The following is a 17,304-nucleotide window of genomic DNA, read 5'->3' on the forward strand; positions in this document are numbered from 1 at the left end:
AAGATCGTTGCGCGCGCTAAAAACTCCTGCAGTCGGTCGATGCGGGAGGTTGCGGTGGGCGTTGGTCAGGTGCGGTTCTCCCGGCGGCAAGGACTGGTGGCCATGGCGGCCGGGATCGCGGGAGCGGGTGTGCTGGCGGGTTCCGGTGCCGAAGCGGCGTCCGATCCGGTGAAGTACCGGGTGCGCGGCCTGCGGGAGCCGGTCGAGCTGATCGAGGACCGCTACGGCGTTCCGCACATCTACGCCCGCAACGAGGACGACGTCTTCCTCGCGCAGGGCTTCAACGCCGCCCGCGAGCGGCTGTTCCAGATCGACCTGTGGCGGCGCCGCGGCCTCGGGAAGCTCGCCGAAGTGCTGGGCCCCGACCACGTGCCGCAGGACCGCGCCACCCGGTTGTTCCTGTACCGGGGCGACATGGACGTGGAGTGGGCGCGCTACTCCGAGGACGCGCAGCGCATCGCGACCCGGTTCACCGCGGGCATCAACGCCTACCTCGACTGGCTGGACGAGCACCCCGAGCAGCTGCCCGAGGAGTTCGGCATCCTCGGCTACCGGCCGGCCCGCTGGGCGCCGGAGGACGTGGTGCGCATCCGCAGCCACGGGTTGACCCGCAACCTGACCAGCGAGGTCAAGCGCGCCCAGGTCGCCTGCGCCGCCGGGGTCGACGCCGACCAGGTCCGGCAGGGCCTGCAGCCGGAGCACCGGACGGTGGTGCCCGAGGGCTTCGACCCGTGCGCGCTGCCCGACGACGTGCTGGCCGTCTTCGACCTGGCCACCCAGGAGGTGGAGTTCGCCGAGGGCCGCGTCCGCAAGGCGGTGGTGCGCGATCCGGCGACCGAGGGCAGCAACAACTGGGTGATCAGCGGTGCGCGCACCGCCACCGGGCGGCCGATCCTGGCCAACGACCCGCACCGCGCCTACTCGGCGCCCTCGCTGCGCTACCTGGCGCACCTGTCCGCGCCGGGCCTCGACGTGATCGGCGCGGGGGAGCCCGCGCTGCCGGGGATCTCCATCGGGCACAACGGAACCGTCGCCTTCGGGCTGACCATCTTCCCGATGGACCAGGAGGACCTCTACGTCTACGAGCTGGATCCGGCCGACCGCCGCCGCTACCGCTACCAGGGCGGCTGGGAATCGATGTCGGTGCTGCGCGAGGAGGTCGAGGTGCGCGGGGAGGCCGCGCGCACCGTCGAGCTGGCCTTCACCCGGCACGGCCCGGTGATCCACGTCGACGAGCAGCGCGACCTCGCCTACGCGGTGCGCACCGGGTGGCTGGAGCCGGGCATGTCGCCGTACTTCGGCAGCGTCGCCTACATGCGGGCGCGCAACTTCACCGAGTTCACCCGCGCGATGCGCAACTGGGGTGCGCCGACGGAGAACCAGGTGTACGCCGACGTGGAAGGCAACATCGGGTGGGTGCCGGGCGGGCTGGCGCCCGAGCGGGTCGGCTACGACGGGCTGCTGCCGGTGCCCGGCGACGGCCGCTACGAGTGGAACGGCTTCCGCTCCGGCGACGACCTGCCGCGCAGCCTCAACCCGGAATCCGGGTTCATCGCCACCGCCAACCAGTTCAACCTGCCGCCGGAGCACCAGGGCCTCGGGCTGGGATACGAGTGGACGAACCCGTTCCGGCACCAGCGGATCGTCGAAGTGCTGTCCCGGCAGCACCGGCACACCATCGCCGATTCGCAGGCGCTGCAGAACGACCAGCTGTCCATCCCGGCCCGCAGGCTGATCGCCCTGCTGTCCGAAGTGGACAGCGGCGAGTCCGATCTGCGCCGCGCGCTGCGGCTGCTGCGCGGCTGGGACGCGGTGGAATCACCGGGCTCCGGCCCCGCGGCGCTGTTCGAGGTGTGGTTGTCCAAGCACCTCGGGCCGGGATTCGTGCGGGCCGCGGTGCCGCGAGCCGCCGAGATCATCGCCGATGCCGACACCCTGGTGCTGCTCGGCGAGCTGGAGAACCCGGGCCGGTGGCTGCCGGACGCGGCGGCCCGCGACCGGCTGCTGCTGGACACGCTGCGCACGGCCTACGCGGAGGTGCGGGAACGGCTCGGCCGCGGCGAGGGCTCCTGGCAGTGGGGGAAGCTGCAGCACAGCTTCTTCCAGCACCCGGCGTCGGCGGCGTTCGGCGAAGCCGACCGAGCCCGCTTCGACGTCGGCCCGCTGCCGCGCGGCGGCTCCGCCGACACCGTCAACCAGTCCTCCTACCGGACCAGCGACTTCCGGCAGCTCAACGGCCCGTCGTTCCGGATGGTCCTGGACGTGGGCGACTGGGACTCCTCGGTCGCGGTGAACACGCCCGGCCAGTCCGGCGACCCGGCCAGCCCGCACTACCGCGACCTGGCCGAGCGGTGGCGGACCGGGGAGTACTTCCCGCTCGCCTACAGCAGGCAAGCGGTGGAGCTCATCGCCGAGCGCCGGATGCAGCTGCTGCCGGGCTGAGCCGGTCCTGAGCGGATCATTCCCAGCTGGGCTGGTCGGCGCGCTCCCGGATCGGGACGTTGATCCGGTTGAACAGGTTGAGCGTGCCGATCATCAGCAGGATCGCGGAGAGCTGCTGCTCGTCGTAGTGCTCGACCGCCGCCGCCCACAGCTCGTCCGGCACCGCCTCCTCGGAGCGGTCGGCCAGCCGGGTGATGGCCTCGGCCAGCTGCAGCGCGACGCGTTCGGCGTCGGTGAAGTACGGGGCCTCCCGCCACGCGGCCAAGGTGACCAGCCGCTCGTCGGTCTCCCCGGCCGTGCGGGCCTCGCGCAGGTGGCCGACCAGGCACGGGGCGCAGCCGTTGAGCTGGCTGACCCGCAGCCCGATCAGCTCCAGCGTCCGCTTCGGCACGCCACCGGAGTTCGTCGCCTTCAGCAGGCGCTGGATGCCGGCCATCGCCTCGGGCAGGATCATCGCGGGGTTCTTCATCCGGGGTTGCACGTCGCCTCCAGGGTTGTGTCACACCGGCCCGGTTCCGCCGGTCATAGCTGTGACCCCGGGCGACGGAGGAATGTGACCGATGGACGCGGAATTTCTGGCCGAGCAGTTCGAAACCCACCGCACGCGGCTGCGGGCGGTGGCCTACCGGATGCTGGGCTCGCTGAGCGAGGCCGACGACGCGGTGCAGGAGACGTGGCTGCGGCTGAGCAGGTCCGGCGGCGATGAGATCGGCAACCTCGGCGGCTGGCTGACCACCGTCGTCGGCCGGGTGTGCCTGAACATGCTGCGCTCCCGCACCACCCGCCGCGAGGAACCGCTGGAGACCCGCGTGCCGGACCCGCTGGTGACCGGTGTCGACACCGTCGACCCCGAGCAGGAGGCGCTGCTCGCGGACTCGGTGGGGCTGGCGCTGCTGGTGGTGCTCGAAACGCTGGCCCCGCCGGAACGGCTCGCGTTCGTGCTGCACGACCTGTTCGCGATGCCCTTCGACGAGATCGCGCCCATCGTCGGGCGCACCCCGGCCGCGACCCGCCAGCTGGCCAGCCGCGCCCGCCGCCGGGTCCGGGGCGTTCCGGCGCCCGACCCGGACCTGGCGCGGCAGCGGGAGGTCGTCGACGCCTTCATCGACGCGGCGCGCGGCGGTGACCTGGCCGGGCTGGTCGAGGTGCTGGCCCCGGACGTGGTGGTGCGCTCCGATCCCGGCGGCCACCGCCCGGGCACCCTGCGGCGCGGCCCGGACGAGGTGGCCCGGGGCGCGACGCTGTTCGCCACGTTCGCCGAAGAGCTCCGGCCGGTGCAGGTCAACGGTGCCGCCGGGGCGGTCGCGATCGTCGGCGGGCAGGTGGTGTCGGTGGCGGCGTTCACCGTCGCGGGCGGCAAGGTCGTCGCGCTGGACATCCTCGCCGACCCCGACCGGCTGAACCGCCTGGATCTCTCGTTCCTGGAGTGAGTCCGCAGAGCCTGTTGGTGGTTGATTTGCCCAGGTGGTCGCTTGGCGGAACCTGAGTGCTTCCCTGGACTGCGGGTGCCCCTCCTGATGTATGAACGAATACACGGCGGAGGGGCCGTCCTCGCCTAGAGAGCCACCCAGTGGCGGGCCACCGTACCCGCGGGTGGTCGACCTGCATGCGTACTCGAAGCGGCTGCCGCCGCTTATCAGGCGCGGACGGCTGCGCCGACAGTGTCCTCAGTGGACCTCGGCGGGCTCCACGAGCTCGACGAGCACGCCGCCGGCGTCCTTGGGGTGCACGAAGTTGATCCTGCTGTTGGCGGTGCCGCGGCGCGGCTCGTCGTAGAGCAGCCGCAGGCCCTTGGCGCGCAGCGCGGACATGGCGGCCTCGACGTCGGTCACCCGGAACGCGAGCTGCTGCAGGCCGGGGCCGCTGCGGTCCAGGAACTTCGCGATCGCCGAGTCCTCCCGCAGCGGCGCGAGCAGTTGCAGCTGCGTCGCGCCGGTCGCGTCACCGGGGGCGCGCAGCATCGCCTCGTGCACGCCCTGCTCCTCGTTGACCTCGGAGTGGGTGACTTCCAGGCCGAAGGTCTCCCGGTGGAAGGCGATCGCCGCCTCCAGGTCCGGGACCGCGATGCCCACGTGGTCGACCGCGGTGACCAGGCCGTTGAGTTCTGCTCGCATGCCCGCACCCTAACCGCGGCCGTTGGCTGGGAAAAGCGTGGAAAACGGAAGATCGAATTGCCCCGATGGGCGGAGTCAGGTGACCTTGCTTCGCACGAACATGTGGCTGATTCACATGAGAGGGGCGCGCATGGAAAGAAGGCAACGTGGACCGGCCCGCAGATCCGCAGTGCTGCTGGCCTCGATCGGACTGGTGCTGGGACTCGGCGCACCGGCCCTGGCGGCCGGCGGCGACGGCGTTCCCAGCGGCGGAGGAGGCGACAACCCGACGGCCGACGACCTGCGCCGCGACCGGGCCTGGGTCCGCCTCGGCGACCTGAAGTTCGGCGCGGAACCCTACGAAGCGGTGAGCTCGGCGGCCGCCGATGCGGCGGGGAAGGCGTCCTGCGAGATCAGCGCCGCCGACGCCACCGACCTGGTGCTCTCCCCGACCTGGCCGGAGGTGTCCGGCTCCGGTGACTCGCCATCGCCGATGACGCTGTCGCGCTACGACGACCAGACCTCCCTGGCCGACCCCGAACAGCGCGACGAGGGACTGTTCTTCAACCCCGGCGTCGGCATCTGGCAGCTCGACTCGGCAGGCCTGGGCGCGGAGGAGACCGCGGCGACCGCCATCGATTCGGTCGGCGCGGCGGGGAAGATGGCCCCGTACATGGTCGGCAAGTACTGCAAGGCGGTCGACGGCGGCGCCACCGCGGCGCAAGCCCGTGCGACCGCGTGGACGGACTGGCACGCCTGCGACCAGGGCGCCTGCGAGTCGATCTACCAGCGGCTGAAGACCGACGGCGTGGTCAAGGACGCCACCGTCGACCGCTACGGCGGAGCCGAGATGCGCACCTGCACCTACGAAGGCGCCGAGTACGACTGCCTGTACGTCGACCCGGCCTCGGCGCAGGGCGAGGACGCCTGGACCGTGCCGGACTACGGCCCCGCGCCGGTCCCGGACCCGTTCTACGTCTTCTCCTACACCAAGTCCGGCACGGACTACGAAGTCCGCTACTGGCTCAAGGAGGACTCCGGCGCGTCCACCGACGTGGTGGCCTCCCGCGAGCTCGGCGTCAACGCCCGCACCAAGCTCTACTGGGCGGCCGATTCCGGGCTCTGCGACACGACGACCGGTTCCGGCAACTGCTGAGACGGCTTGATTCCGCGCTCGCCCGGCGGGGCTGCTCGCCGGGCGAGCGCGTTCCGCGTTCTGGCACTGCGGGCCGGGGGCGGTGCGAGGATGGGAACCTTCCTGTCACCCCACCCGTATGGCAGTCGTCACACGCGGCACGGGGTGCCATCGCGGGTATGGTCCCGGTGGTGCGCGCCGGGTCATGATGGTGTCGGTGCGGCGCGACGAGGCGTGGCGGAGACCGGGAGGTAGTCGTGAGCAGTTCGGTGATCGTCGCTGGTGCGCGGACCCCGATGGGGCGACTGCTGGGGTCGCTCAAGGACTTCTCCGGCGCCCAGCTCGGCGGCTTCGCGATCAAGGCCGCGCTCGAGCGCGCCGGCGTCCGCCCCGACCAGGTCGAGTACACGATCATGGGGCAGGTGCTGACCGCGGGCGCCGGGCAGATCCCCGCGCGGCAGGCCGCGGTCGCCGCCGGGATCCCGATGGACGTGCCCGCGCTGACCATCAACAAGGTGTGCTTGTCCGGGCTGGACGCGGTCGCGCTGGCCGACCAGCTGATCCGCGCCGGTGAGTTCGACGTCGTGGTGGCCGGCGGGCAGGAGTCGATGACCCAGGCCCCGCACCTGCTGACCGGCTCCCGCGAGGGCTTCAAGTACGGCGACGTGCAGATGCTCGACCACATGGCCCACGACGGCCTGTTCTGCGCGTTCGACCAGGTCGCGATGGGTGTGTCCACCGAGAAGCACAACGCCCGCCACGCGGTGACCCGCGAGGAGCAGGACGCGTTCTCGGCCCGCTCGCACCAGCGCGCGGCCGCCGCGGCCGAGAAGGGGATCTTCGCCGAGGAGATCGTCCCGGTGGAGGTGCCGCGCCGCAAGGGCGACCCGGTGGTCGTCGACACCGACGAGGGCGTCCGCCCCGGCACCACCGCCGAGTCCCTGGCCAAGCTGCGCCCGGCGTTCGCCCCCGACGGCACCATCACGGCCGGTTCGGCGTCGCAGATCTCCGACGGCGCGGCGGCGGTCGTGGTGATGAGCAAGGCCAAGGCCGAAGAGCTCGGGCTGAGCTGGATCGCCGAGATCGGCGCGCACGGCGTCGTCGCCGGCCCGGACGCCAGCCTGCACGAGCAGCCCTCCAACGCGATCAAGGCCGCCTGCGCCAAGGCGGGCATCGACGCCGCGGACCTGGACCTGGTGGAGATCAACGAGGCGTTCGCCGCGGTGGGCATCGTCTCCGCCCGCGCGCTGGGCCTCGACGAGGAGAAGGTCAACGTCAACGGCGGCGCGATCGCCCTCGGCCACCCGATCGGCATGTCCGGTGCGCGGCTGGCGCTGCACCTCGCCCTGGAGCTCAAGCGCCGCGGCGGCGGGGTCGGCGCGGCCGCGCTGTGCGGCGGCGGCGGTCAGGGCGACGCCCTGATCCTCAAGGTGCCGGCGGCCTGACGAACTCGTCTACCTGCGGCGGCGCGAGCGCCGAGGACGGGCTGCGCCGCCGCCGGACGAGAACCCTGAGATCTCCCGGAGGACAACCCCGAAATCCGCCCCGAACCATGATCGACTAGATCGGCCGGGGCTACCCTGGACGGCATGAAGTGGCTTCCAGGCGGATGGGACCGTGCCGACCGGGTCGAGAACCGGGAGCGGCAGACAGTGCCTGCCGGCCCGATCGTCGGACGTGGCACCGCCCGGTACACCTCGGAGCGCCCCGAGATGCAGGAACCGACCACGCGGGTGCAGCCGGGCGCCGGGCACCGGCCCGTCGTCCTCGGCGCTGAGGCGCAGGACGTCGACGTCAGCGCCAGCAGCTTCCGGACGCTGCTCATCGGCGGCGGCATCAGCGGGCTGTTCACGGTGCTGATCGCGGCGACGCTGGTGAACAAGGGCAGCACCGTCGGCCTGTGGATCTGGCAGCTCGTCTTCGGCGTGATCTTCCTGTGGTTCATCAACGGCTCCCGCGGCATGTTCAGCGGCCGCGGCTTCCTGATCGACCGCAGCGGTTTCTACGTGCGCACCTACGGCCAGGTCTTCGGCGTGCCCTGGGCCGAGATCAAGGCCGCGGGCATCGGCGCGCTGCCCTGGATCGAGAACCGCCGCCCGGTCTCGCCCGAGCGCCGCAAGGCGCTGGAGATCTACCCGGCCGACCCGGGCTTCGCCGCCCGGCACCCGGAGCTGGAGCGCTGGCGGGTGACCGAACCGGCGTCGATGCCCGGCATGCCCGACGAGCGCTACCGGTTCCACCTGCCGCCGTTCAGCCGGGTGCCGAAGACCCTGGAGGCAGCGGTGCAGGACATCGCCCCGCAGAAGTGGGTCGGCCACTACCGCCGCCAGCTGCCGAAACCGCGGCAGGACTGAACTCCTGCCGCTCGCCCTGCGTGGCGGTGCGGGTAGCGGAACCTCAGCGTCCGCCTGGACTCCGGGCGCCCAGTCTCTTGCATGACGGGGTCACTCCGCCCATCCCTCTGGGGTTCCTCCCGGCCGCCGTGTACTGGTCGGCGTTTCAAAGACGAGGACTGAACCCGCTCCCAAAGCCTGCGGAATCACCAGCCGAGGCTGTCCGCCGGGTCCGCCGCGCTCAGCTGCGGGTCGTCGATGGCGAACGTCCGGGCCACCCCGCGCCCGGTGGCCGCGGTCTCGAACCGCACCGTGACCCGGCCGTGCCCGGCGCCCTGCACCCAGCCGTGCCCGAACTCCGCGTGCGCCGCGTCGTCACCGGCCCGCCACTGCCGGACCTCCGGCTCCGGGTCGGGCCGGGACACCGGCTGCGGCGCGGATTCCGCCGGATCGTGCTCGTCGGCGGGGTTGCCGAACAGCGGTTCCTGCTCGGAGGTCGCCAGCCCCGAGTAGGACACCCCGACCAGCCGCACCGGCGTCCCCGGCGGCACCGCGATCGGCAGCAACCGCCGCGCGGCGGCCGAAAGCGCGCCGAAATCGCTGGTCGCCGAGGTGAAGGTCTCGGCGCGGCTGATCGTGGTGAAGTCGGAGTCGCGGACCTTGATGGTCACCGTGCGCGCGGCCCGGCCGGAGGACACCAGCCTGCGGTGCGCCGACTCGGCGACCCCGAGCACCTCCGACTGCAGCTCGACCCGGTCGGTGATGTCGACGTCGAAGGTGGTCTCGGCGCTGACCTGTTTGGCCTCGGCCCGCTCCGCCACCGGCCGCTCGTCGATGCCGTGCGCGAGCCGGTGCAGCTCGGTGCCGTGCGCCTGCCCCAGCAGCGAAACCACGTCACCGAGGTGCAGATCGGCGAGCTCGCCGATGGTGTGCACCCCGATGCGGTGCAGCTTGGACTCGGTCACCGGCCCGATGCCCCACATCTTGCGCACCGGCAGCGCGGACAGCAGCTCCAGCTGCTCCTCGGCGGGCACCACCAGCATCCCGTCCGGCTTGGCCAGGTCGGAAGCGATCTTGGCGAGCTGCTTGCCCGGCCCGGCGCCGATCGACGCGGTGACCCCGACCTCGCGCTGCACCCGAGCGCGCAGCTGGGTGGCGAAGTGCTCGACGCGCTCGGTGGACGCACCGGCCAGCTCAGCGGGCTCCATGAACGCCTCGTCCACCGACACCTGCTCGACGACGTCGGACACCTCCCGCACGATGCCCAGCACCCGCTGGCTCACCAGCTGGTAGACGCGGAACCGCGGCGGCAGCACCACCGCCACCGGGCAGCGGCGACGGGCCTCGGCCATCGACATCGCCGAACGCGCCCCGTACTCGCGGGCCTCGTAGCTGGCGCCTGCCACGGTGCCGCGCGGACCGAGCCCGCCGACCAGCACCGGACGGCCCCGGACGGTGGGTCGGGTCAGCTGCTCCACGGATGCGAAGAACGCATCCATGTCCACGTGCAGCACCCACCTCCGCATGGCGACCATTCAACGGGATCGCCCTGACAGTCGCCGCCGCAGGTGGAGCGGGGTGCGAGCATGGGAACCTTCCTGTCACCGAGCCCGCGCCGGGCCGCTGCGAGGATGGGAACCTTCCTGTCACCGCGCCCCGGAAAGCGCAGGTCAGCGGAGGTTGGCCCAGGCGTAGGTGATCATCGCCTCGCGGAGGTAGTCGGCCATGCCCTTGGGCTTGCGGCGCTCGATGCGGCGGCGGAACTTCGGCTGGTTCACGTACATCTCGGCCAGCCGCAGGTAGGAGGCCCGGTCCGGGGTCCAGAAGTTGCCGATCCAGCGGCAGTGCTCGCCGACGACCTGCTGCGTGCGGGGATCGTTGCTGGGCACACCGGTGGCGAACAGCTCGGCGATGCTGGAGCTGATCCGGTTCCAGTCCTGGCCGATGCGGTGCGCGATCGCCTGCCGCTGCTGCGGGGTGACGGGGCCCTTGACGCCGGCGGGCATCATGTTCCCGATCAGGGCGGTTCCGTCCTCGACGGCCTCGGCCTGGTCGAGACCGGGATTCCCAAACACCTTGTCCGGCTGCACGGCGTCCCTTCCTCCAAATCCGCGCGGGTGCGGGCACTCCGACAGAGCACAGGCAGTGATCATCGCTCCACGATTTCGCTAACGATGTTCATCTGCCCGTGGCACATTAACGGAGCAATGCGGGCACCGCGGGTGATTGTGAAGATCCGCTACCGGCCTGTGACGCCGATCAATCCCGCCGCTCGGAGCCGGTGTCGTCGCGCTCGCCGGAGTCGGCCTGCGCGGGCGGCGCGAGGTAGACCACGCCCCGCTCCAGGTCCAGCGGGCCACCCGGATCGTGCCCCTGCGAGATACCGGTCTCGTCGCCCTCGTGCTTCAACTTGCGCCCGGGGAGGATTTCACCGAAGGAAGCCATGCCCCCACGGTAGCCGCGCACCGGGCGGCCCGGTGACAGGAAAGTTCCCATCCTCGCAACGCCCGGCGGCACGCGAAAGCCCCGGACTCCGGGGTCCGGGGCTCGGTCCGCGATCAGCAGCTGGACTTGTAGAAGTACTGGCTCTGCTGCTCCATGTTGTCGCGGGTGATCGCGATCATCTCGGTCTTGGTCTCGGGCTCGACCGGCTCGCCCTTGATCGCCGCGATCGCGCGCTGGACGCCTTCCGCGCCGATCTTGCCCGGGTTCTGCGCGATGAGCGCCTGGACCCGGCCGTTGCGCAGGTCGTCGACCTGCTTGGGGCTGGCGTCGAAGCCGACCAGCTGCACCTGGCCCGACTTGCCCGCGTTGGACAGCGCGGTCGCCGCGCCCTCGCCGGTGTTGAGGTTGGTGCCGAACACGCCCACCAGGTCGGGGTTGGCGGCCAGCGTCGCCGAGACGATCTGGGCCGCGGTCGCCGGTTCGTTCTCGGTGTACTGGGTCGGCAGCAGCTTCAGGTTCGGGTGCTTGGCGATCTCCTCCTCGAAGCCCTTGGCGCGCTCGTCGGTGGTGGAGGTGCCCGCCTTGGTGTTCAGCGCCAGCACCGATCCCGGCTTGTCGCCGACCAGCTGCACCAGGGTCTGCGCGGCGAGCTGGCCGCCCGCGTAGTTGTCGGAGGACAGCGAGGTGACCGCGATCGAGCGGTCCTCCAGCGCGGTGTCGACCTCGACGACCTGGATGCCGTTGGACTTGGCCTGCTGCAGCGGCGCGGCCAGCGCCTTGTCGTCGGTCGGGGCGATGATCACCGCGCCGGGCTTGGTGCTGACGATGCCGCCCAGGATCTGCGACTGCTCGGCCTGCTCGAACTTCTCCGGGGCCTGCACGTTGATCCGGTAGCCCGCCGAGGCGGCCGCTTCCTGCGCCGCGCACTCGATGGAGACGTAGAACGGTTCGCCGCGCATCCCGGTGATCAGCGCGAGGTCCTTGTTGTTCGGGTCGGTCTGGCCGCCCCCGGTGTCGCCGATCTGGCCGGACCCGCAGCCCGCCAGCAGCAGGGCCGCGCCCACCGCGAGCACCGTCTTGCGAGTTCTCATCCGAATCACCCTCCACACGCCGTTGTGGGTCGAAGAACTTCAGCGGCTGTTGCGCGCACGTCGTCGGCGCTGGTCCAGCCAGACCGCCGCGACGAGCACCGCGCCGACCGCGATCGGTTGCCAGAACGGCCGCACCCCGGCCATCACGAACCCGGCGTCGAGCACTGCCGGGATGAACACGCCGATGACGCTGCCCAGCACCGTGCCGATGCCGCCGAACAGGCTGGTGCCGCCCAGCACGACCGCCGCGATCGCGTTGAGGTTGTCGTTGCTGTGCCCGCTGATCGTGGTGGTGCCGAAGTAGGCCAGCGACATGAAACCGGCCAGCCCGGCGAGCACGCCGGTCAGGGTGTAGACGGCGATGAGGTGGCGGGTGACCTTGATCCCGCTGCGGCGGGCGGCTTCGGCGTTGGAGCCGATCGCGTAGGTGTAGCGGCCGAAGGCCGTGGTGTGCAACAGCCAGATCGCCAGCAGCGTGACCAGCGCGGCCAGGATCACCAGGTTCGGCACGATCCCGAACGACGTCCCGGTGCCGAGCGTGGTGCGCAGCGTGCTGGGCACGGTGCGCACGTCGATGCCGTTGGTGAGCAGCTGAGCGGCACCGAGTGCCGCGCCGAACGAGCCCAGCGTGACGATCAGCGCGGGCACGCGGGCCACGGCGACCAGCAGCCCGTTGAGCACGCCCCACAGCGCGCCGCCGACCAGCGCCACCACCAGGCCGATCGCGATCACGCCCCAGCCCGCATCCGTGGCGTCACCGCCGCTGAGCCCCTCCATGGTCATCGCCGAGACGACACCGGAGAACACCAGCACCGAGCCCACCGACAGGTCGATGCCGGAGGTGATGATCACGAACGTCATGCCGACCGCGAGCATCAGCAGCGGCGCGGCCTGCACCAGCAGGTTCTGCGCGTTGAACAGGGTGAGGAAGGCGTCCGGGCGCAGCGCGCCGAACAGCACGCACAGCGCGATCAGCACCAAGCCGGTCCACAGCGTGTTGGAGGACGCCAGCCGCGCGCCGGCGCCCTTGCCCCGCGGCGCTTCCTCCACAGTGGACTTCTGGGTTTCCTGCTGGGTGGGCATCAGCTCGCGTCCTCCTGCGCCAGCGCGCCGGTCATCGCACCGACGAGGTCTTCCAGGGTCGCCTCGGCGGCGTTGAACCGCGCCACCCGGCTGCCGAGGCGCAGCACCTCGACCCGGTCCGCCACCGACAGGACCTCCGGCATGTTGTGGCTGATCAGCACCACCGCGATGCCGTTGTCGCGAACCCGGCGGATGACCTCCAGCACGCGTTCGCGCTGCACGACGCCCAACGCGGCGGTCGGCTCGTCCATGAACACCAGCTTGTCCGCCCACGCCACCGACCTGGCCACCGCGACGCTCTGCCGCTGACCACCGGACAACGACCCGATCGGCACGGTCAGATCCGGCAGCGAGACCCCGAACTTGGCGAACTGCTCGGCGGCCTGCGCGCGCATCCCAGCCTTGTCCAGCATGCCGAGCTTGCCGAGCAGCCCTGGGCGCCGCAGCTCCCGGCCCAGGAACAGGTTCGCGGCCGGATCCAGGTCCGGGGCGACCGCGAGGTCCTGGTAGGCGGTTTCGATGCCGTGCGCGCGAGCGGTGGCGGGCGAGTCCAGCACCACCGGTTCACCGGCGACCCGGATCTGCCCGGAATCCGGTTGCTCCACCCCGGAAAGGCATTTGACCAGCGTGGACTTTCCTGCCCCGTTGTCGCCGATGAGCGCCACCACCTCGCCGGGGTGGACGGTGAACGACGCGCCCCGCAGCGCCTCCACACCGCCGTAGCGCTTGACCAGGTCGCGGGCTTCCAGCAGTGGTTCGGTCATATCCGGCTCCCAGCGGAGGGTGGGCGGCAGTGCACCAGGGTGAGATCGCCTTCCAGCTGAGCGGCCCCGGCAGCGTGCGGGATCACCGCCGTGCTCCCGCGCCGCAGCGTGAGATCGCCGCCGCTGTCCGTGCGCAGCTTCCCGCTGCCCGACAGCGCGATCAGCACCCCGAAGGAGGGCTCGAGCTCGACCGCGCCGTGCAGCCGGTCGGCCCGGAAGAACGGCGCGGCGTCGTCGGCCAGCAGCCCGACCCGCGCCGCGTCCTGGTCGGCGGTGCGCTTGATCAGAGACGCGAGCGCGGCATCGCCGAAACCGCTCCGGTTGAGCGTTTGCAGCGCGGTCCGCTGGTCCATGCCCAGGAACGCGCTCTCGGCGTCGCTCAGGAAACCCCGCCACTCCAACGTGATGGAGAAATCGGTCGGCTGCTGCAGCTCGACGATGAACACGCCCTCGCCGATCGCGTGCGGGGCGCCGGCGGGCACGTGCACGGTGTCACCGGGCCGCACCGGGATCTGGTTGAGCGAGCTCAGCATCGCGGAGGAGTCCTGGGTGCTCACCCAGTGCTCGACCACCTCGGGAGCCACGTCGTCGCGGAAACCCAGGTACACCACCGGGTTCGCCCCGCTGGTCCCGACCACGATCCACGCTTCGGTCTTGCCGAACCGCGAACCCAGGTGCTGCTGGGCGAAGCCGTCCGAGGGGTGGCAGTGCACCGGCAGCCGCTGCCCCGCGTCGAGCAGCTTGACCAGCAGCGCCGTGCTGTCGCCGAACGCGGCCACGTGCTCGGAACCCAGCCACCGCTCGGGAGCTTCGCGCACCGCGTCGCGCAGCCAGCGCCCGTCGGGCAGCCGGGACAGACCCGATTCGGGCTGCCCGAACCGCGTCGTGGTGGAGCCGACCCAGTCCTCCGGGCCGAACTCGCGATCATCACCACCGCCGCGCAGCGCCGCGATGGACGCGCCACCGCGGTAGAACTGCTTCGGCTGGTTGGCGGGCAGGACGACCGCTCGCGCCGACTGGTCATCGTGGACAGAACTCACCGTGCAACCTCTCCAGAACCTCGGGCCAGCAGCTGGGTGGGGACGACGATCCGACGCGGCGGGGAGCGGTCGCCGTCCAGCCGCGAGAACAGCAGCTCGGCGGCCGACCGGCCCAGCGCGCTGGTTTCGTGGGTGACCACCGTGATCGGCGGATCCAGCAGATCGGCGAGCTCGAAGTCGTCGAAGCCCACCAGCGCCGGCCGGTCGGGCCGACCCGCCAAGGCGCGCAGGGCGTGGATGGTGATCCGGTTGTTGCCGGTGACCAGCGCGGTCGCGCGCCGCAGCGTGGTGCGCAGCGCCTCGGCCACCGACTCGTCGGTGTGCGGGCCCATCAGCACCAGATCGGATTCGAACGGAACCCCGGCCCGGGCGCAGCCCTCGCGGAACCCGCGCAACCGCTCGGCGGCGGTGTGGATCTCCGGCGCGTCGCCGAGGAATGCGATCTCCCGGTGCCCGTGCTCGGCCAGGTGCTGCGCGGCCAGCGCGGTGCCGCCGGAGTTGTCGATGAGCACGGCGTCGGCGTCGAGGTTGCCCGGCGGGCGGTCCACGAACACCACCGGGGTGCCCGCGTTGATCTCGTGCGCGATGTAGCCGTGCTGGTGACCGGCGGGAACGACGATCAGCCCGTCGACGCGCCGCGCGCAGAACTCCAGCACCAGCTCGCGCTCCCGCGCCGGGTCCTCATCGGACGAACCGGTGAGCACCTGCTTGCCGTGCGTCCGCGCGACTTCCTCCACCGCGCGGGTGAGCACCGAGTAGAACGGGTTCGCGAGGTCTTCCAGGACCAGGCCCAGCGTCCCGGTCCCGGTGCCGCGCCGGAGGTTGCGGGCGCTGAGGTTGCGCCGGAACCCCAACTGGTCGATCGCGGACAGCACGCGCTCCGCCGTGGCCGGGTGCACGCCGCTCTCGGCGTTGACCACCCGCGACACGGTCTTGATGCTCACGCCCGCCAGCCGCGCCACGTCGCTCATGGTGGCGCGCCGGACGTTCCCGGAGTCAGACAACGTTGTCATGGCGAGCGGCATTGCACCCCACCGCGGAACCCGCTGTCAATGCCGCCGCGCGCCATTGCTGCCACCCGGCCCCGCAACGGCAACCGATCGGCCCAATCCGGCGGGCGGGATGACAGGAAGGTTCCCATGCTCGCACCGCCCGCCTGCCCCGCGGCGCCAGGAGTGACAGGAAGGTTCCCGTGCTTCAGGTCAGGAGCGGTGCGGGTGACAGGAAGGTTCCCATGCTCGCAACCGCGGCACCCGGGTCAAGGCGGCGGACGGTGGCAGCCCGCACCGCTGATCGGCATCGCGCCGTGTCGAAACCGGACAGGAACAGCGGGCCGCATTGACCTCGACGACGCGGGCCGCAACGGTGAACCGCGCGGCTTGACAAGGTTGTCCAGTTGAGGAGGCGGCGATGCTCGGAGGCGTGTCCCGGAGAACCGTTCTGCGGCTGATGGGCGGTGCGGCCGCCGCGGGAGGACTGCTGGCGGCAGGACCGGCGGCGGCGTCGGCCGGCCGGAACTGGAAGCCCGCCGCCGACTCCGTGCGACGCGAATACCTCTGGGCGTGGCAGCACTACGTCGACCGCGCGCTGGGCGCCGACCACATCAAGCCGATCTCCGGCGGCCGCGAGGACTTCTTCGTCCAGGGCCGCTCCATCGGGCTCAGCCTGGTGGAAGCCGTCGACACCCTGTGGCTGATGGAGGCCGACGACGAAGTGGCGCTGGCCGTGCGGTGGATCGAGGACAACCTGAGCTTCGACATCGACGCGCCGTTCCAGGTCTTCGAGACCAACATCCGCATGGTCGGCGGCCTCGCCGCCGCCTACCACTGCACCGGCGCGCCCCGGCTGCTGGAACTGGCCGTGGACGTCGCCGACCGGCTGCTGCCCGCGTTCACCGAATCGCCGACCGGGCTGCCCTACCGCTACGTGAACCTGGCCACCGGTGAGGTCAGCCGCCCCGAGACCAACATCGTCGAGGTCGGCACCTACATCGCCGAGTTCGGCGTGCTGTCGGAGTGGACCGGCGACCGCCGCTACTACGACCTGGCCAAGCAGGCCATGCGCGTGGTCCACGACAAGCGCACCGAGCTCGGCCTGCTGCCGCACGACATCCACGCCGAAACGGGGGAGTGGCGCAACCGCCAGGCCACCGTCGGCCCGCCCGGCGACTCCTACTACGAATACCTGTGGGACGGCTACGCGCTGTTCGGCGACGAAGAGCTCCGCCGGTGGTACGACACGCTCACCGACGCGATCCTCGCCCACCAGGCCGAACGCCGCGACGGCCTGCTGTGGTTCCCGCAGGTCGACGCCTTCACCGGCGAGGTCCTCAGCCGCGAGCAGAGCGTGCTGGCCGGGTTCTACGCCGGACTGCTCGCCGAATCCGGCCGGATCGACGAAGGACGCGCCTACCACGACGCGTTCAACACCGCGCAGGAGAAGTTCGGGGTCATCCCGAACTCGCTCGACTACGCCACGATGTCGGCCGCCGACCCGGGCAACGCGCTGCGCCCCGAGTTCGCCGACGCGGCCCTGATGCTGTGGCTGGCCACCGGCGACGAGATCTTCCGGGAGCGGGCGAAGACCCACTACGACAACATGCTCCGGACCTCGAAGACGAACTACGGCTTCGCCGGCCTCACCGACGTGACCGCGAAGCCACCGTCCCAAGAGGACAGCTGCCCGGGCTACTGGTGGTCGGAGCAGATGAAGTACTACTGGCTGCTCTTCTCCGGCACCCCGCGGTTCGACTACCGCGACAACTACCTGAGCACCGAGGCGAACCTGCTCCGCGGAGCCCGCCGCTGACGCCGGATGACAGGAAGGTTCCCATGCTCGCACCGGGCCCGGCGCGCTTTGGAGCATGGGAACCTTCCTG

Annotated in this window: 16 protein-coding genes; 6 read left to right on the plus strand and 10 right to left on the minus strand. The window is 71.4% G+C overall.

The features are described from left to right. Positions 1-54: 54 nt before the first annotated feature. Positions 55-2,442, plus strand: coding sequence for a penicillin acylase family protein (locus OU416_RS04615; RefSeq protein WP_333779619.1), 2,388 nt, complete (start codon positions 55-57; stop codon positions 2,440-2,442). 16 nt (positions 2,443-2,458) lie between these two features. On the opposite strand, the gene OU416_RS04620 is transcribed toward OU416_RS04615, so the two are convergent. Further along, positions 2,459-2,923 (minus strand): carboxymuconolactone decarboxylase family protein, encoded by a 465-nt coding sequence (locus OU416_RS04620; RefSeq protein ID WP_270925557.1) that lies wholly within the window; start codon positions 2,921-2,923, stop codon positions 2,459-2,461. A gap of 79 nt (positions 2,924-3,002) precedes the next feature. Between OU416_RS04620 and OU416_RS04625 the strand changes: the two genes are divergently transcribed. Next, a complete protein-coding gene (locus OU416_RS04625) occupies positions 3,003-3,872 on the plus strand; it encodes a sigma-70 family RNA polymerase sigma factor (RefSeq protein WP_270925558.1) in 870 nt (289 codons plus the stop codon). A 237-nt stretch (positions 3,873-4,109) separates the two neighbouring features. Here OU416_RS04625 and mce read toward each other — a convergent pair whose 3' ends face one another. Beyond that, complete coding sequence (mce, locus tag OU416_RS04630) at positions 4,110-4,556, minus strand: methylmalonyl-CoA epimerase (protein WP_270925559.1); 447 nt, start codon at positions 4,554-4,556, stop codon at positions 4,110-4,112. 130 nt (positions 4,557-4,686) lie between these two features. Here mce and OU416_RS04635 point away from each other — a divergent pair, with 130 nt between their 5' ends. The 3 genes from OU416_RS04635 to OU416_RS04645 all read left to right on the plus strand — a co-directional run bounded on the left by OU416_RS04635 (position 4,687) and on the right by OU416_RS04645 (position 8,024). Further along, positions 4,687-5,691, plus strand: coding sequence for a hypothetical protein (locus tag OU416_RS04635; RefSeq protein WP_270925560.1), 1,005 nt, complete (start codon positions 4,687-4,689; stop codon positions 5,689-5,691). Between the two features lie 236 nt (positions 5,692-5,927). Then, on the plus strand, positions 5,928-7,115 hold the full coding sequence (locus OU416_RS04640; RefSeq protein WP_270925561.1) for an acetyl-CoA C-acetyltransferase: 1,188 nt from the start codon (positions 5,928-5,930) through the stop codon (positions 7,113-7,115). A 144-nt stretch (positions 7,116-7,259) separates the two neighbouring features. Continuing rightward, a complete protein-coding gene (locus tag OU416_RS04645; RefSeq protein WP_270925562.1) occupies positions 7,260-8,024 on the plus strand; it encodes a hypothetical protein in 765 nt (254 codons plus the stop codon). A 185-nt stretch (positions 8,025-8,209) separates the two neighbouring features. Here OU416_RS04645 and OU416_RS04650 read toward each other — a convergent pair whose 3' ends face one another. From OU416_RS04650 to OU416_RS04685, 8 genes are all read right to left on the minus strand, one after another. After that, entirely contained in the window at positions 8,210-9,529 is a 1,320-nt protein-coding gene (locus tag OU416_RS04650) for a DNA polymerase IV (protein ID WP_270925563.1), read from the minus strand. A 144-nt stretch (positions 9,530-9,673) separates the two neighbouring features. After that, positions 9,674-10,093, minus strand: a complete 420-nt coding sequence (locus OU416_RS04655; protein WP_270925564.1) for a TipAS antibiotic-recognition domain-containing protein — start codon at positions 10,091-10,093, stop codon at positions 9,674-9,676. Positions 10,094-10,262: 169 nt separating this feature from the next. Next, complete coding sequence (locus OU416_RS04660) at positions 10,263-10,448, minus strand: hypothetical protein (RefSeq protein WP_270925565.1); 186 nt, start codon at positions 10,446-10,448, stop codon at positions 10,263-10,265. A gap of 113 nt (positions 10,449-10,561) precedes the next feature. Then, complete coding sequence (locus OU416_RS04665) at positions 10,562-11,539, minus strand: ABC transporter substrate-binding protein (RefSeq protein WP_270925566.1); 978 nt, start codon at positions 11,537-11,539, stop codon at positions 10,562-10,564. Positions 11,540-11,578: 39 nt separating this feature from the next. Next, a complete protein-coding gene (locus OU416_RS04670; RefSeq protein ID WP_270925567.1) occupies positions 11,579-12,622 on the minus strand; it encodes an ABC transporter permease in 1,044 nt (347 codons plus the stop codon). Next, on the minus strand, positions 12,622-13,386 hold the full coding sequence (locus tag OU416_RS04675; protein ID WP_270925568.1) for an ATP-binding cassette domain-containing protein: 765 nt from the start codon (positions 13,384-13,386) through the stop codon (positions 12,622-12,624). The genes OU416_RS04670 and OU416_RS04675 overlap by 1 nt, the downstream gene beginning before the upstream one ends. Beyond that, positions 13,383-14,426 carry a class I mannose-6-phosphate isomerase gene (locus OU416_RS04680; protein WP_270925569.1) on the minus strand — a complete coding sequence of 348 codons (1,044 nt, stop codon included), beginning with the start codon at positions 14,424-14,426 and terminating at the stop codon, positions 13,383-13,385. The genes OU416_RS04675 and OU416_RS04680 overlap by 4 nt, the downstream gene beginning before the upstream one ends. Next, positions 14,423-15,397, minus strand: a complete 975-nt coding sequence (locus OU416_RS04685) for a LacI family DNA-binding transcriptional regulator (RefSeq protein ID WP_270926072.1) — start codon at positions 15,395-15,397, stop codon at positions 14,423-14,425. Before OU416_RS04685 ends, OU416_RS04680 begins: the two co-directional genes overlap by 4 nt. A 439-nt stretch (positions 15,398-15,836) precedes the next feature. Between OU416_RS04685 and OU416_RS04690 the strand changes: the two genes are divergently transcribed. Next, on the plus strand, positions 15,837-17,234 hold the full coding sequence (locus OU416_RS04690) for a glycoside hydrolase family 47 protein (RefSeq protein ID WP_270925570.1): 1,398 nt from the start codon (positions 15,837-15,839) through the stop codon (positions 17,232-17,234). The last annotated feature ends 70 nt before the right edge of the window (positions 17,235-17,304 follow it).

Source organism: Saccharopolyspora indica (assembly GCF_027853965.1).
In the GTDB taxonomy this organism is placed as follows: Bacteria; Actinomycetota; Actinomycetes; order Mycobacteriales; family Pseudonocardiaceae; genus Saccharopolyspora; species Saccharopolyspora indica.

What these genes read in the sequence shown, in the direction of transcription:
- OU416_RS04625 (WP_270925558.1), top strand. Translation starts at nt 3,003, where the DNA reads ATGGACGCGGAATTTCTGGCCGAGCAGTTCGAAACCCACCGCACGCGG.
- mce (WP_270925559.1), bottom strand. Translation starts at nt 4,556, where the DNA reads ATGCGAGCAGAACTCAACGGCCTGGTCACCGCGGTCGACCACGTGGGC.
- OU416_RS04635 (WP_270925560.1), top strand. Translation starts at nt 4,687, where the DNA reads ATGGAAAGAAGGCAACGTGGACCGGCCCGCAGATCCGCAGTGCTGCTG.
- OU416_RS04645 (WP_270925562.1), top strand. Translation starts at nt 7,260, where the DNA reads ATGAAGTGGCTTCCAGGCGGATGGGACCGTGCCGACCGGGTCGAGAAC.
- OU416_RS04650 (WP_270925563.1), bottom strand. Translation starts at nt 9,529, where the DNA reads ATGCGGAGGTGGGTGCTGCACGTGGACATGGATGCGTTCTTCGCATCC.
- OU416_RS04660 (WP_270925565.1), bottom strand. Translation starts at nt 10,448, where the DNA reads ATGGCTTCCTTCGGTGAAATCCTCCCCGGGCGCAAGTTGAAGCACGAG.
- OU416_RS04665 (WP_270925566.1), bottom strand. Translation starts at nt 11,539, where the DNA reads ATGAGAACTCGCAAGACGGTGCTCGCGGTGGGCGCGGCCCTGCTGCTG.
- OU416_RS04670 (WP_270925567.1), bottom strand. Translation starts at nt 12,622, where the DNA reads ATGCCCACCCAGCAGGAAACCCAGAAGTCCACTGTGGAGGAAGCGCCG.
- OU416_RS04675 (WP_270925568.1), bottom strand. Translation starts at nt 13,386, where the DNA reads ATGACCGAACCACTGCTGGAAGCCCGCGACCTGGTCAAGCGCTACGGC.
- OU416_RS04685 (WP_270926072.1), bottom strand. Translation starts at nt 15,397, where the DNA reads ATGAGCGACGTGGCGCGGCTGGCGGGCGTGAGCATCAAGACCGTGTCG.
- OU416_RS04690 (WP_270925570.1), top strand. Translation starts at nt 15,837, where the DNA reads ATGCTCGGAGGCGTGTCCCGGAGAACCGTTCTGCGGCTGATGGGCGGT.